Consider the following 14,414-nt stretch of genomic DNA (forward strand, 5'->3'; position numbering starts at 1 on the left):
TTAATTAAGCAATGATAGAACAGCTTATAACGTCATCAACATAACAGTTCTCAACCGTTAAATAGTTTTGATTCGATAAAGCAATAAACACATGAGATCCATTTTGACTGGTCTGGCTGATTAGACTATCCATATCCGCAAATAGCTCTGATGAAAACTGTATCGTATCTTTGTAACCTGCATCGTTATTAAAGTCCGCAATCACGTCATTACCTGATAAAACATCAATGACAAAGATATCGTTACCTACACCACCGATTAAAATATCATCACCTGCCCCACCATTTAACACGTCATCGCCTTCGGCACCATAAAGACGATCATTACCATCAGATCCGTAAATTACATCATCACCACGGCCACCATGTAGGATATCTGCTTGGTCTGTGCCATAAATTGTGTCATTTCCTGCACGAGCAAAGACTATTTGACCACTAAGAGTATCATCACCAGCAGTGCCTTCAACATGGTCTAAGAAATTAGTATCGCCATTATCTATGTGTTTCATTATTACACGATGGTCAATAAGACCGGTATCGGTAATTTCATAGTTATTAATATGACTGTTGATTTCTTTTTGGAAACTAACTGACTCAACATTGTCTGCTTCAACCAGATTGATACCGTTTTTGTCTACAAAGAATAGGGTGTCATCTTGCATTTTGAAGATATCCCAATCTTTATGTGTACCCTCTACACGTACTTCATCTATACCGAAGTTACCATCAATATGATCAACACCAACACCTGCTCTGATAATGTCATTTCCTAGGCCTGCATCAATATAATCATAATTACTGCCCCCAGCAATTAAATCGTCAAACTTACTGCCTATTAAAAATGCTGAAGAGCCATAATGACTCGAAGTAGTTGTCTTATAATCCTGAACCCACGTAGTTCCTCGTGATAAAGCTGATAACTCAGCTACTACTACGGTACTGTCCATTTGGGTGTCATCATAAAAAGAAGAGTTAATTACTCTGGAGATAGCATCGGTAGCTACCCCTTGATTATGGGCAAACCATCCTGTTGCTATGTTTAACAGTGAAAAAGGGCTTAGATTCCAAATAACCGGCGATGCATACACATCATTAAATAAAACAAAGTTATCAACAGAGCTTGAAAATTCCTTATCTGGATTAACCAAACCGAAATCTGTGGCCTGTAATGCACCAAGAAAACTAGACTCGTTGCCGGTGATACGATGTACAACATCATTTTCGTAGCCTACGTTTAACACCACATCAGAATCATCATAAATAGTAGGTACCGCAAATGCTAGATAATCCGAATTTTCAAAGAAGCCATCTGCTAAATTCTCGCGTTCGGCAGCCAATACATTAGTTACTGCGGCGCCCAAGCTATAGCCACTTATTACAACATCGCTACCAGTTAGACCGTTTTTTTCAGCAAACTCTTGCACTGCCTTAAGGATAGGATTAAACAACTCAACCCCTTCACGGCTATTAAGATTGGCATAATCAATAATATCTACTGGTGAATTGGTACCTGCAACATCAAAATTAATACGAACTAAGTCGCCTTGTTCATTGTATTGACCAAAAATTTTAGCTTGAGGTCCTTCGAAGATAGTCCCTAAATAATAGCTAGGAATGGTAAAAAATCCTGAGTTATCAACAGCATCTGGGCTCAGACCTAAATCAGTAGCTGTTAATTCCCTCCACCCATCAGGAATACGCATGTTAGGTTCACTGGCTAAAAAATCACCAGTTAGGCTACCTACTGCGTTTACTATATCCACACCAGGTATAAATCCCGCAATTTTGAATGTATTAGTATATGCAGATAGTAGACTAATATCTTCTACCAGCTTTGCAGCTTCACTGCTTGAGTAATTTTTATAATTAAACATGCCCATTTGTTTAGCCCTTTTGAAATTAATTTTTGACGATTTAATTTGTATAATGTTAATAATTTAACGTTTACTGATTACACAATAAGTAGCTAACATCATAGGAAGATTTTGATGTAATAAATTGAAACTATATGATAATCATTATTATTAACACCCGAAATTATAGCTGTTAAATATGACAGTTATAAGAAAAGCATTAAATAAAAAAAAGAAAAACCCTAATACAATCAAGGCATTAGGGTCAGACATTAGGGCTGAATGTTATTTTAATTTCTTTATCATTATAGCCAGGTTAAGCCATATATGACAGTTAAACTAGGTGTTTTTGACGCACAACTTTGGTCATCTCTACCATATTGGTAAGCTGCTCAGTCACCTCTTGCCAATTACGCGTCTTTAACCCACAGTCTGGATTAATCCATAATCGCTCCACTGGAATATATTTACTCGCCGCTTCAATCACTACTTGCATCGCCTCGCTATCTGGGGCACGCGGGCTGTGAATATCATATACACCAGGTCCAATGGCGTTGCGATAGCCCTGATGTCCGTCCTGTTCTTTGTCTGTTTTAAACGCATCTAACAACTGTAAACCTGAGCGAGCAGTCTCAATAGTAATCACGTCTGCGTCCATGTTTTGGATATGAGGTAAGCAGTCATGGAAGCTTGAATAACACATGTGAGTATGAATCTGTGTCTGCTCATTGGCACTACTAGCCGCATGTTTAAAGGCACTCACTGCTTGTTTCCAGTAATGATCTTGCTCGACTTTTTTTAGCGGCAGACCTTCGCGAAACGCTGGCTCATCAATCTGAATAATTTTAATACCCGCTTGTTGTAGGTCATTAACTTCCTGATTGATGGCTTCGGCAATTTGTAGTCGCAAAATATCGCGTGTCGCAGTATCGCTAGGCGCAAATGACCAGTTTAGAATGGTCACCGGCCCAGTTAACATACCTTTTATTGGCTTATCCGTTAGACTCTGGGCATAAGTCGTCCACTCTACTGTCATCGCATTGGGGCGGCTAATATCACCGACTACGATTGGCGGACGTACGCAGCGAGTGCCATAACTTTGAACCCAACCATTACTACTCAACCAAAAGCCTTCTAAATATTGAGCAAAATACTCTACCATATCAGTACGTTCTGCTTCTCCATGCACCAACACATCCAGACCCAGCTTTTGTTGGTTTTGGACACAGCGCTCAATCTCTTGCTTAATTAACTGTTGATACTCACTGTCTGAGATCTCCCCTTTATTCCACTGGTGACGTGCACGACGAATCTCTGAAGTTTGTGGAAATGAGCCAATAGTGGTCGTGGGTAATAGAGGCAAGTTAAGCGCTTGTTGTTGTTTGGCATAACGCTCGTCAAACTGACCTTGACGAACCTCAGCTTTTCCTGCGAGTGGAGTCAGATTAATAGCCTTAGTCTGGGCAGCCACTTGCTCTGAGCTAACCTCTCCTGAAGCCACTTCGGCACAAAGCGCTACCTCGAATAGTTTTTGTTTTGCAAAGGCTAATTTACCTTCAAGCTCACTGGGCAGCTGTTCTAAGCTAATATCTACTGGTAAATGTAGCAGTGAAGCTCCTGTCCCAACCCATAGACGTTCATGCTCAATACTCTTAGTGCCGTTTAGACGTTCATTGGCTTCGATTAATAGCTGTTGGTACTTAGCAATATCGGTGGTCCAAACACTACGGCCATCTACCACCCCTAGCGATAATACTTTATGGATTGGCAGCTGATCTATCACCTGTAGCGCATATTGCTTTGGATTATCACTACGGGTCAAGTCGATATGTAAGCCATTAATAGGCAAGTTACAAGCGATATTGCAGTTATTGCCTAAACTATCGAAATAACAAGCTACGATTAGCTGTGGCGGCGTTTGCTGCAAACCGTTGTAGGCGCGTTCAAACGCTTGCTGCCAGGTAGGGTCTAAGTCTAAGGCCAAGATAGGTTCATCTAACTGTACCCAATCTACCCCTTTTTCACCTAGCTCGTTTAACAGCTTGGCATAGACAGGTAGTAGCTTCCCTAAGTGCTGTAGCTTATGTTCAAGCTTAGAAGTCGCTAGATATAGGAAGCTGACTGGTCCAACTAACACCACTTTAAGGGTTTTGTCCTGCAGATTATTGGCCGCTAATACCGCTTTGGCATCTTCAACTTGTTTAAATATCTCACTAAAATCTAAATCGCTAAATGCCTCATCCGCTGCCAACTCAGGTACTAGATAATGGTAGTTGGTGTCAAACCATTTGGTCATTTGCCAGGCAGCAGCATCTTCCAATTTACCAGTATGATCACGTCCACGGGCAAAATAAAATTGACGGTCAAAAGTATCTAGCTGTTTAGCACCCTTAAAGCGCTCAGGGCATACTCCAAAGGCGGTGGCTTGGGTTAACACTAGGTCATAATGAGCAAAGTCCCCAGTGGTAATAATATCCAAATCCGCATTAATTTGATGTTGAATATTGGCATTAAATACTTGATCTATGGCTTGGCGGGTCGTCTCTTTATCTTGCTTACCTTTCCAATATCGCTCTAAGGCAAATTTAGTTTGGCGTTTATCACCAATGCGAGGATAGCCCAGAATATGACTGGGTACATGACTAGATAAACTGCTAGTTATATTAGACTGACTCATGATGAACTCCATTAGCTATATTCATTCATTTTATGGGAAGCTGAATATTTTTGATGTAATCATCATAAGCCACTTTTTTAGTGAATAAAAATCAAGTTTTTCAGTTTAATATGAGTTTTATTCAATATTCTATAATCAATATACTACTTAGCTTCATATTTTATTCATTGCCTTTCCTCTATTAATGGATATATAGCTAGGCTCTTTATTCCATGTATAGCATGGCTTTTTATTACAGACCATCTAATTTATGGTTTCTAATTAATTATTTAAATTGGCACAATTAATTTTGGACCCTTAACTCAATGGGTGAATATTTTGTGCAAATAAAAGCTTGCAAAACAAAATAAACTTGCTAAAATACATCACCTCAATAGGCGTATAGCTCAGTTGGTTAGAGCGCTACCTTGACATGGTAGAGGTCGCTAGTTCGAATCTAGTTACGCCTACCAAATTCGAAAGCCCCAATCTTTATGATTGGGGCTTTTTTTGTGCTTGTTTTATAAGGGCTGCAGTACAAAACTCTTATATAAGAACCTTCAAAACTACCCTCATCTAATCAATTATTTTTCTACTCAAAAAAACAGCGGTGACCAAATGGTGACCAAAATGTGACCAACCTTAAATATTACTATTTGATTAGTCCTCATATTTGACCTCTACTCCAACTCTCTTTTCCTTTGTCTATTTATCTTGCTCAGTCGTCTCATTAGGGACATACGTGAAGAGATCACCCACCCCTACATCTAACGCCTCACAAATTTTATCCATCGTTTCAAAATCAATCCTTGATGTTTGCTCGTTATAAATTTTATGCATTGTAGATTTGCTGATGCCTGTCATTCTGATTAGATCAGCAACTTTCATTCTCCGCTCTGCTAATAAAACTGGCAAATTAGACACAATCATAATAAAAGCCTTTATTTTTAAAAAAGTACTTGCATCGAATAACAAATAGCAGTATATTTAGTCCATCGAAGTACTTTGTTATCTTATCGAAGTACTTTTATAGTCGATAAACTGGTAAAGTAATTTAATTAACTTACAAGGAGTCTATTATGTCACATACTTACCTAACAACCCAAGAGCTTTCTGAACGCATCAAGTACACCCCTCGTACTATTCGCAACGAGCTCAAAGACAGTGTCCTAATCGAAGGCATTCACTACATCAGACCTTTTGGTGGTAGAAAAATTCTTTATGTTTGGGAAGAAATCGAAAAAGACATGCGCGTCGGCATGTCCGGCAGCATCAACGCCATGGCATTACAATAAGGAGGCTATTATGGCTAGCATTCGAAGTCGAAACAAAAAATTGGTTGTAGACTTCCGCTATTTGGGAGTCCGATGTCGAGAAACAACCAACCTGACTGACACCCCTGAAAACCGTAAGAAGTTGCAAAAGATAATTGAAAGAATGGAAGCCGAAATTGTTTTAGGTACTTTCAATTATTCTCAGTACTTCCCTAAGAGCGATAAAGCACAACAAATGATGGCGTTGAATGATCGTAAGGAATGCATCACCACTAATGTTCCATCATTTACCCAGTTTGCAGAGCTCTGGTTTTCAGAAAAAGAGATTGAATGGCGTGCTACCCAAAGGCGCAAAGTCAGAGAAATACTGGATATGTACTTACTGCCTGAGTTTAAAAACAGGCCTATTGAAGTCATAAAAAAGACAGATGTATTAGCCTTCCGCTCATCACTCGCCAAAGTTACGCGCGGAAAAACTAACAAGCATCTGTCAGCGGCACGCATAAACTCGATTATGGTACCTTTAGGTATGATACTAAAAGAAGGGGCCAAACGCTACAAATTTGAAAATCCTTATGAGGATATTAAAGCTCTTAAAGAGCCTAAGGTTAGTATTCAACCTTTCACGTTAGATGAGGTTTGGAAGTTTATCAATGGAGTTAGGGAGGATTATCGAAACTACTATCTTGTACGTTTTTTAACGGGTATGAGAACCAGCGAGATTGATGGCTTAACTTGGGAAAATGTTGACTTTAACCGCCGAGAAATTGTTATCAATCAAGCGTTAGTTAAAGGCAAGATTGTTCCGCCTAAGACACAAGAGTCTTATCGAGCCATACAAATGTCACAGCTAGTCTATGATGCGTTAAAGGAGCAGCACAAGGTCACTTATGGTAAGTCCGACTATGTTTTCTGCTCTCATACTGGAGAGCCATTTGACTATAACAACGTCAACAAGCGTGTTTGGCATCCTACGCTCAAAGCGTTAGGCCTTAAAAAGCGCAATGCCTATCAGACTCGGCATACTGCCGCCACTCTATGGCTAGCTGCTGGTGAAAGCCCTGAATGGATTGCATATCAGATGGGTCACTCAACCACCAAGATGCTGTTCAATACTTACAGTCGCTACGTGCCTAATATGACCCGTCAAGATGGCAGTGCTTTTGAAGCACTAGTAAATCGCAGTCAAATGCAATTAGCTAAGGGCGATAAGGAGACTCAAAATGAAAATCATTAACTATCAACAACTACTTGATGAGTATAAGCCCCAAGGGCATATTAGTTCAGATGCCAACAAGCTAGCTAATGAGCTTATTCGTGAGTACTGTCTCCAAGTAGGTCATGGTTTGGCTAGGTTTTTAGAGGTTGATGTTTGCTTTGATAACCATATGGCTTTGAGAGTATGGGTTCAGATGAGGCTAGATGCCCATAAGCTTTATGTATTTGAAGAAATGCGCGCCAAGTTAGAGAGTGAATTGTATGATTTGCTTAGCGGTTCAGGCTTTGGTTACGGTTATCTATAAGGAGAATAATATGAGCTTAAAGTTGCAACTGAATCTAACGCAAAATGCCTATGACCTTCAAATCTGTGAAGACTATTGGGCTTTTGACAACAAGTCTGATTATATTGCACACGTCGAGGCGCTCTGTCGTAAATATGGCATTAGCACTCAAAAATTGTTCAAAGAGGTAGGCCAATGTTTTGCCTATTTAGATGATGTGCGATGTGACTATTGTGGCTATATCTGTCCTGTACAGCATCCTGCAGATATACCCTACTTCCGTTCTAAATCGAATTGGATTTGTGGCGTTTGCGAATACGACATGCAGCAGGCGTATTATAGCCGGTAGAGTGTTAACTGTTAATTGTTAGAAAGCCAGACAGCTTAGGTTGTCTGGCTTTTTTAGTCTAAGTAAGTTGTGTTACTTGTGTAATGCTTCCTCTTCTCTTATACGTTAAGTTCATTATAGCTGCCTATTTCTTTAGTATAAGACCCAAAAGTTGTCTACGTATCTCTTTAGCTGATGCTGCAAGATCTACAGTAGCAAACTGAATTTTATGGTCTTGAATAACCACATATTCATTAATATCTTCGCCCACTGAAGGGTGTATAAATAAGCCACAGGCACTCCTATCCAAAAAATCTCCACTGTCTTCTTGAGATCTTAGGTAAGCATACATCTGATAAATATATCCACTTCTTAAAGTCTCGTTTCGATACCAACCTCTCGCCAACACAGCATTGAATTTAGTATCAATAATAATACGTTGCCCTGAATCAAGATTATCAATAACGATATCGGTCTTCATGCTAGGCAAGATTTTATCGATACCCGGACTACTAACAGTCACTGGCCAATTTATTCTCTTACCAGCCATTACCTTATATCCCTGATTTGATAGAGTTACTTCATAAAACCCAGCCACACCCTTCTCAAATAATTTTCGCAACCAAGGTAAGTCTTGTCGTTCAGGACTAGATAAATACTTTGAACCCGTCACCTCAGTAGGTAGCGCTAAATTAAAGGCCAAATGTGCCACTGTTAGCATTGGCTTATCTTCGGCATCATGCTGACTCAGCCTATCTACAGATAGCTCTGATCTACTAGGTAATACCTGACTAACGCCCATACGTCTCAAACGTATATCTAACGACCGGCACCTATGTGCTAGCTCTTTACGCTGCACTATTTTAGCAATCTTTTCTAGGGCCGCTCTAACATACCTATTACGGGCAGTATCAACCGTTAGTTCATCAAACCTACAGGCAACCTTACCTCGATCTAAGAGACGATTTCGCTCAGTATTAAGTAAATCAATCCTTCCACGAACCCTACTGATAACTGCTTCTCTACTTTGATAACCATAACTCAAGTTACGCTGAATACGATGCTCTACACGTTGACAGAGCATCTCAGCAATTAGGTCTGGAATATCATCCGGATTTTCTTCAACAGCGACCCTACCTTTATTCAGCTCTCTGTAGATATCTGATGCATACAGCATAAGAAGCCAAAGGTTACGAATAGGTATCTCACCTATGTACCCAATATCATCTGCAGGCATTTTATAGTAGGCCTTCAATTAAACGCTTTTGAATTTGTTTCGACTTTTCTATATTGTCAAACCAATATTCATCCAATAATGGACCAATTTCGGTATCGACAACATCACAAAACCACTCTTTTGCATTGTCATTTGTAATACTTGCACCAACAGGAGGTGTAACATAACTATGGCCTATTCTAAATTGAGGGCCCAAATTGGGATCTGCTACAATTTCATTATTGAGAGCAGTTATCCTTCTTTCTATCTCAGTTAGTAGATTAGAACCAATGCCATTTTGAGTATGTACCCAATCATACCAAGACTTTCCTAGCTTAGGTTCTAAGTCTATGAATGCAAATCGTCGTCTCAATGCTAAATCAACTAAAGCAAGTGAGCGGTCTGCAATATTCATCGTCCCTATAACAAATAGATTACTTGGAATATAAACCCGCTCCCCTTTCTCCATCTTGTACGATAGCTCTAATGCCTCTTCTGGCGTTCGCTTATCAGTCTCAAGCAACGTGAGCATCTCACCAAATATTTGAGCAGGGTTGCCTCGGTTAATTTCCTCAATAACCAACACATACTTAGAGTTAGGATTGGCAATTGCAGTCTTAATCATCTCCATAAATGGACCATTTACAAGTTCAAGCTTGCCAGCGCCTGATGGTCTCCACCCTCTTATAAAGTCCTCATAAGATAAGTTGGGATGAAACTGAACCGCTCTTATCTTACTATCATCTTTTTGACCGATAAGTGCGAAAGCCAATCTTTTTGCTAGCCATGTTTTACCCGTACCAGGCGGGCCTTGTAATATCAAGTTCTTCTTAGTGCGCAGTCTTTTTAAAATCCTCTCAACTTCTACTTTTTCAAGGAAACAGCCATCACTAATTATATGATCGACAGAGTAGGAGTCAGGCATAGTAGTATTTGTTGTACTACCCTCCTCCTCCTCATCTAATAGCTCATCAGCCTCTTGAGGCTTATATTGATAAGCAGCATATGATAACTCTGGGAAAGAATGAACAGGATAGCTGTCTTCTTGCAAGCGACTCTCTATTTTATCAATTACTTCCAAGTAGTCTTTTGAGGTACACCGCTTATTTGGTCCATTAGTATTTATAGGAATATTAAGCTTATGAGTAATATACCTTTTAGATTGACCATCCAGTGTTAAGAACGTCCAAGGTCGAATCCAATAAAGGCCCATTGTAAGATTCCAACCAACGCCATGCACTTGCATAGCTTTGTCATAGGCAATCGAAAAATCATTAACAATATCTTCACTGTCGCCTTCATCATTTTGGTCAGCCAATGAGATTGCTCTTGCAAACACTTCCCATAAGTTATCAATATCATCTGGCTGACGCTTATAGCTATAGCCAAAAAACCAAGTTGACTGATTATTTACCACTGGAATGCCATCAAACGAGGTTGGTATAGGCTCTGAAACCCCTATTAATTTAGATAATTCTTTAGCTATCTTCTGTCTATTTTCATCTGTCAAACCTCGATTAAATAAGGCAAATACTGTAAATGGGCAAATATAGTCATAGCCCCATAAATAAGATACACTGATAAGATGGCATATTCAAAAGACTACAGACAAATGATATTAGACAAGCTTGACGAAGGTTACAGTTATCGAGAGCTTGCCGAAGAATATCAAATCAGTACAACGACAATTCAGCGTTGGAAAAAGAACATTGAGCGTAAAGCTTACGTCTATACTGTTTACAAGGTGGATAGCGATCGTCTTAAAGCAGATGTTGAGCTTTACCCAGATGCTTATCAAATAGAACGAGCAAGACGTCTTAACTGTAGCCAAAGAAGCATCAGTCGTGCACTGAAGCGACTTGGTATTACTCAAAAAAAAGACACTGCATCATCCTAAATCAGATGAAGAAAAACGTCAGTTATTCGCTGAGCAGTTAGCCTGGTATGAAAAAGATAACCGTCCTGTCGTTTACTTAGATGAAAGTGGCTTCAAGGCACATGATTACAGACCTTACGGCTATGCCAAAAAAGGTGAGAAGTGCTTTGGCGAGCATAACTGGCAACTAAAAAACCAAACCAATGCCATAGGTGCTATTTACAATAATCAGTTATTCGCAGTAGGTCTTTACGACTGTAGTGTTAATAGTGATGTATTCCATAGCTGGGCTCAGCAACTGTTATTACCACAACTTCCCCTTAATAGCGTGATCGTTATGGATAATGCAACTTTCCATAAGGGCCTTGATATTCAAAAAATCATTGAAGATTCAGGACACACTATTCTATGGTTGCCGCCTTATAGTCCTGACTTAAACCCTATTGAGCAAACTTGGGCTTGGGTTAAGAAAAAGCGTCAAGATTGGGGAATAGATTGTATCGATACGTTATTCTTCTATTTTCTTTGGCTGTGTGACTGTTTTTAAGGGCTATGACTATATCTTTTAGAGGACCTTTAACACCCTCCTCGTATTCGTCATTCAATACAGACATTACTGCTATTTTTTCTGATATTTTATGAATACCTGCTACCAACTCTTCACGATGATTGCGATATTTCAAAAGCTGAGTTGCAAATGCCTCATAAAAACTGGTCCAGTTAAATCGAGATTGCTCCTTAGCACTGTCTCCAAACCTTTCACGCCAATAAGGATGGTTGCGAAATCTGTTAATATCCTGCTCTTTTCCGTTAAAAGTGAAGTCTATTAAGTCAGCTTTGCGCCATTCATCAGGTGCAACCTTCCAAACCGTTTTAAGTCCTGTATAAAAATACCATTCTCTTGGTTCAAAGCCTTCTTCCCACTTTACCTTTAGTGTTTTGCCATCACCTAAGTTTTCAACCACAGTGCCAATAGCCTTAATCGCCATTACTGATACTGTATGACCTATATTGTCAAAAGGTAGGTTATTTTTACGGGTGTAGGCTGACTTAATAGCTATTTTTTCGCCTGACTGAATGGACTTAACTAAGTCAGCCTGTTTATCGTTATTTACTTCCCATATACCTTCTTGAATAAATCGCTTAGTCTGATCTTTCGTACCTCCAAAAGATGCCCCTACAAACCAGTAGTTTTTATTTTCATTAATATCTATGCCATTCATTATTTCAATTGTCCTAATAACAGATATCTCTTATCAAAATAGGTTTTTAGTAAAAAACCTTTAATTCAATGCTTTGCATGCTCGCTTTTGCAAGTATTTCACACCTATCGTTTAATATTAAACTTTAAGCTGAAGTTAAATATTTTTTAAATCTATTGCCATTTACATTATAGTTTAATATATTACAAATGGATAATATTAAGAAACTTTGTAAAAACATTTCTGCAACTAGTATTTCTAATTCATTGCTTCACAACTATTTAAGGAATTAGAGTTAATTAGAGAACTAAACTATGAAGAAGTTTGTGTACTTAGCTATAGGCCTTATCGTCATTATTGCAATATATTTATACACTTCACCGTACTTGGCCTTGAATAACATTAAAAAGGCAGCCCAAGCAGGTGATGCAGACAAACTATCAGAATATATTGATTTTCCAAGTGTTAAGCAAGGTTTAAAAGATCAGATTAATGCTCAGATTATGAAACAGGTAACGCAGAAAGATGCTGATGGGTTTGAAGCTTTAGGTGCTATGCTCGCTACTGCCATGATTGATAAAGCTGTTGATGGCATTGTTACACCCGATGGTGTAGCAATGATGGTTCAAGGGCAAAAACCAGATTTAAATGGTGATGCTGTAGAACAAACTGATGAGCAGCAGACAGGCGAGAATAAACTTGATTATAAAACCAACTATATAACCTATAAAAGCTTCAAGGTATCTTTGTCTAACCCTGATTATGAAGATAATTTAGATATTATTATGCGTCGAGATGGTCTTAGCTGGAAGGTCCATAGAATAAACTTACCTTTGGATTTTTCAGATAACAATAGCTCTACACAAGCAGATACTGAAGAATTTATTCAAGATTCTTTTGACTTTAATTCTGATAAGCATGCTTATCAATAAATACAATAAAGCTTTGTGCTTAATTGGGTTAATTAACAAAATAAGGAGAGTTAACTTGAAGGTATTAAATAAAATTTTGGGAGGGCTACTTATAGCCAGTCTGGCGTCTAATACACCTGCTGCTGCAAAAATAAAGACCGTCGATGAGTTCCTTAAAGAAGACAAGGTTATGATATACAGTAGTCCAGTGGTTAATAGTACTAATTCAACTAATTGGTATGCAAACCCATACGCTGTCCTATCACCTACTAAACGACACTTAAAGCCTGAAGTTATGATGATTTACGTATCTTCAGAAGGTTACTCAGACGGATTTGAAAACCTAGTTCAACTTAACTGCAAAAACCCTATAGAATCTCATATCGTACACGATCCTCTTAAGGATAGATCTATTAGCTTTAAAGAGTCTATGGCTTACCCAAATAATCGCTCTGATAAAAACTTTGTGAACCGCTTGGATAGAGGGGCTGTTGAAGCTTTATTCAATCGCTATTGTTGATAGAGCTATCAAAGACATCATTTAATAATGAAGATTATCTTTGAAACAATGAGTCTAGCAGCATATATCTAGACTCATGAACTTAGATAACATTGAGAGAAAATGAACTTGCAAAGGGAGATATACTTAACTTACTGCTTTTAACTTTTCAATTCCCGCTATCAGCTGTTGTTTCTTCATATCGAAATAGCTTCCCCAGTCTTCAATTGCCATGATGGACTGATAATCTGAACTATTCTTGATTGAAACAATAGACTCTTCTGCTTTTTCCAACTTATATCTTAATGACTTAACTAAGGTATTTAACTGCTCCTTCTCATTAACTGTTTCAGAGCGTGGTTTAAACATACCTTCTTTTAGCTCTAATTTTATTCTTTTTACAGCTTTTAAATCATTTGCATTATAAGCCTCATTAAGCTGCATAAATATTTCTTGAGCTATGTCCTTCATATCCTCACTCACACGATCAGGATGACAAATCTGGCTTGCTTGTCTATAGACCTTTTTAATGGTTTTTCTATCTTCATCGCTAAGGTTATTAAAAACGATTCCTTCTTGTTTCTCTACCTGCTGTTTATATCTTTTTTCGTTCTCAAGTTCTTTTGCAAAAGACTCGGGGTTCTCTTTGGCTCTCTGTTTACGCAAATGTATAAGCTCGAGCATGTAGTCTTTTAACTCTTGAGTGTGAAGGCTATAAAACTCAGTGAGTGTCTTTTCTAACTCAATCTTTTCATCGTCGTAAGCTTTAAGTTGATGTTCAAGCTGACGGATTATAATACTCCCGGAAAACTAGACCAAAAAATTGTAGCAAATAAGATAGAATAACCTTTAGAAAAAGAGGTCTATCTAATGACGAAAGTACGTAAGCGTCACAATGCTGAATTTAAAAGCAAAGTCGCCGTTGAAGCCATCAAAGAACACAAGACCCTCAACGAGTTAACCGCAGAATATGGGGTTCATGCAACCCAAATCAGCAACTGGAAAAAGCAGGCTTTGGCAGTTATCCCTACGGCATTCAATACCAAACAGCAAGCCAACGAACAAGCCCAGCAAGCTATTATCGATGAACTACATAGG

At 38.7% G+C, this 14,414-nt stretch carries 15 protein-coding genes, 1 tRNA gene and 1 pseudogene; 10 read left to right on the forward strand and 7 right to left on the reverse strand.

Going from position 1 to position 14,414, the window contains the following annotated elements:
- Positions 1 to 4: 4 nt before the first annotated feature.
- Both G561_RS0110970 and metE read right to left on the reverse strand, forming a co-directional pair.
- Positions 5 to 1,879, reverse strand: coding sequence for a calcium-binding protein (locus G561_RS0110970; RefSeq protein ID WP_028859603.1), 1,875 nt, complete (start codon positions 1,877 to 1,879; stop codon positions 5 to 7).
- Positions 1,880 to 2,186: 307 nt separating this feature from the next.
- Positions 2,187 to 4,529: a 5-methyltetrahydropteroyltriglutamate--homocysteine S-methyltransferase gene (metE, locus tag G561_RS0110975; RefSeq protein ID WP_051584518.1), complete on the reverse strand. Its 2,343-nt coding sequence runs from the start codon at positions 4,527 to 4,529 to the stop codon at positions 2,187 to 2,189.
- Positions 4,530 to 4,904: 375 nt separating this feature from the next.
- Here metE and G561_RS0110980 point away from each other — a divergent pair.
- A tRNA-Val gene (locus G561_RS0110980) sits at positions 4,905 to 4,981 on the forward strand.
- Positions 4,982 to 5,213: 232 nt separating this feature from the next.
- On the opposite strand, the gene G561_RS0110985 is transcribed toward G561_RS0110980, so the two are convergent.
- Positions 5,214 to 5,438, reverse strand: coding sequence for a helix-turn-helix domain-containing protein (locus G561_RS0110985; protein WP_028859605.1), 225 nt, complete (start codon positions 5,436 to 5,438; stop codon positions 5,214 to 5,216).
- A 149-nt stretch (positions 5,439 to 5,587) separates the two neighbouring features.
- Between G561_RS0110985 and G561_RS0110990 the strand changes: the two genes are divergently transcribed.
- The 4 genes from G561_RS0110990 to G561_RS0111005 are packed head-to-tail and all read left to right on the forward strand — an operon-like array spanning position 5,588 to position 7,633.
- Positions 5,588 to 5,803: a hypothetical protein gene (locus tag G561_RS0110990; protein ID WP_028859606.1), complete on the forward strand. Its 216-nt coding sequence runs from the start codon at positions 5,588 to 5,590 to the stop codon at positions 5,801 to 5,803.
- A 10-nt stretch (positions 5,804 to 5,813) separates the two neighbouring features.
- Positions 5,814 to 7,019 (forward strand): Arm DNA-binding domain-containing protein, encoded by a 1,206-nt coding sequence (locus G561_RS14515; protein ID WP_037032273.1) that lies wholly within the window; start codon positions 5,814 to 5,816, stop codon positions 7,017 to 7,019.
- Positions 7,006 to 7,305: a hypothetical protein gene (locus G561_RS0111000; protein ID WP_028859607.1), complete on the forward strand. Its 300-nt coding sequence runs from the start codon at positions 7,006 to 7,008 to the stop codon at positions 7,303 to 7,305. Before G561_RS14515 ends, G561_RS0111000 begins: the two co-directional genes overlap by 14 nt.
- A gap of 10 nt (positions 7,306 to 7,315) precedes the next feature.
- On the forward strand, positions 7,316 to 7,633 hold the full coding sequence (locus tag G561_RS0111005; protein ID WP_028859608.1) for a hypothetical protein: 318 nt from the start codon (positions 7,316 to 7,318) through the stop codon (positions 7,631 to 7,633).
- 124 nt (positions 7,634 to 7,757) lie between these two features.
- Here the strand turns inward: G561_RS0111005 and mcrC are convergent, their stop codons facing one another.
- Together mcrC and G561_RS14520 are read right to left on the reverse strand one after the other, a co-directional pair.
- Positions 7,758 to 8,849: a 5-methylcytosine-specific restriction endonuclease system specificity protein McrC gene (mcrC, locus tag G561_RS0111010; RefSeq protein WP_028859609.1), complete on the reverse strand. Its 1,092-nt coding sequence runs from the start codon at positions 8,847 to 8,849 to the stop codon at positions 7,758 to 7,760.
- Position 8,850: 1 nt separating this feature from the next.
- The gene (locus G561_RS14520) at positions 8,851 to 10,338 is read right to left on the reverse strand and encodes an McrB family protein (protein WP_228707622.1); all 1,488 of its coding nucleotides are present in this window, start codon (positions 10,336 to 10,338) and stop codon (positions 8,851 to 8,853) included.
- Positions 10,339 to 10,413: 75 nt separating this feature from the next.
- On the opposite strand from G561_RS14520, the gene G561_RS0111020 reads away from it, so the two are divergent.
- Entirely contained in the window at positions 10,414 to 10,725 is a 312-nt protein-coding gene (locus G561_RS0111020) for an IS630 transposase-related protein (protein WP_028859610.1), read from the forward strand.
- A complete protein-coding gene (locus G561_RS14525) occupies positions 10,688 to 11,251 on the forward strand; it encodes an IS630 family transposase (RefSeq protein ID WP_037032278.1) in 564 nt (187 codons plus the stop codon). Before G561_RS0111020 ends, G561_RS14525 begins: the two co-directional genes overlap by 38 nt.
- Here G561_RS14525 and G561_RS0111025 read toward each other — a convergent pair.
- Positions 11,169 to 11,927 carry a hypothetical protein gene (locus G561_RS0111025; protein ID WP_028859611.1) on the reverse strand — a complete coding sequence of 253 codons (759 nt, stop codon included), beginning with the start codon at positions 11,925 to 11,927 and terminating at the stop codon, positions 11,169 to 11,171. The two genes, G561_RS14525 and G561_RS0111025, sit on opposite strands and share 83 nt — an antisense overlap.
- 293 nt (positions 11,928 to 12,220) lie before the next feature.
- On the opposite strand from G561_RS0111025, the gene G561_RS0111030 reads away from it, so the two are divergent.
- Positions 12,221 to 12,838 carry a DUF2939 domain-containing protein gene (locus G561_RS0111030; RefSeq protein WP_028859612.1) on the forward strand — a complete coding sequence of 206 codons (618 nt, stop codon included), beginning with the start codon at positions 12,221 to 12,223 and terminating at the stop codon, positions 12,836 to 12,838.
- Between the two features lie 55 nt (positions 12,839 to 12,893).
- On the forward strand, positions 12,894 to 13,337 hold the full coding sequence (locus G561_RS0111035) for a hypothetical protein (protein ID WP_028859613.1): 444 nt from the start codon (positions 12,894 to 12,896) through the stop codon (positions 13,335 to 13,337).
- A 126-nt stretch (positions 13,338 to 13,463) separates the two neighbouring features.
- Here G561_RS0111035 and G561_RS14530 read toward each other — a convergent pair whose 3' ends face one another.
- On the reverse strand, positions 13,464 to 14,000 hold the full coding sequence (locus G561_RS14530; protein WP_051584519.1) for a DnaJ domain-containing protein: 537 nt from the start codon (positions 13,998 to 14,000) through the stop codon (positions 13,464 to 13,466).
- A 186-nt stretch (positions 14,001 to 14,186) separates the two neighbouring features.
- Here G561_RS14530 and G561_RS0111045 point away from each other — a divergent pair.
- Positions 14,187 to 14,414 (forward strand): annotated as a pseudogene (locus tag G561_RS0111045) (IS3 family transposase); the annotation flags it as partial.

Origin of the sequence: Psychrobacter phenylpyruvicus DSM 7000 = NBRC 102152 (genome assembly GCF_000685805.1) — a bacterium.
GTDB lineage: Bacteria > Pseudomonadota > Gammaproteobacteria > Pseudomonadales > Moraxellaceae > Psychrobacter > Psychrobacter phenylpyruvicus.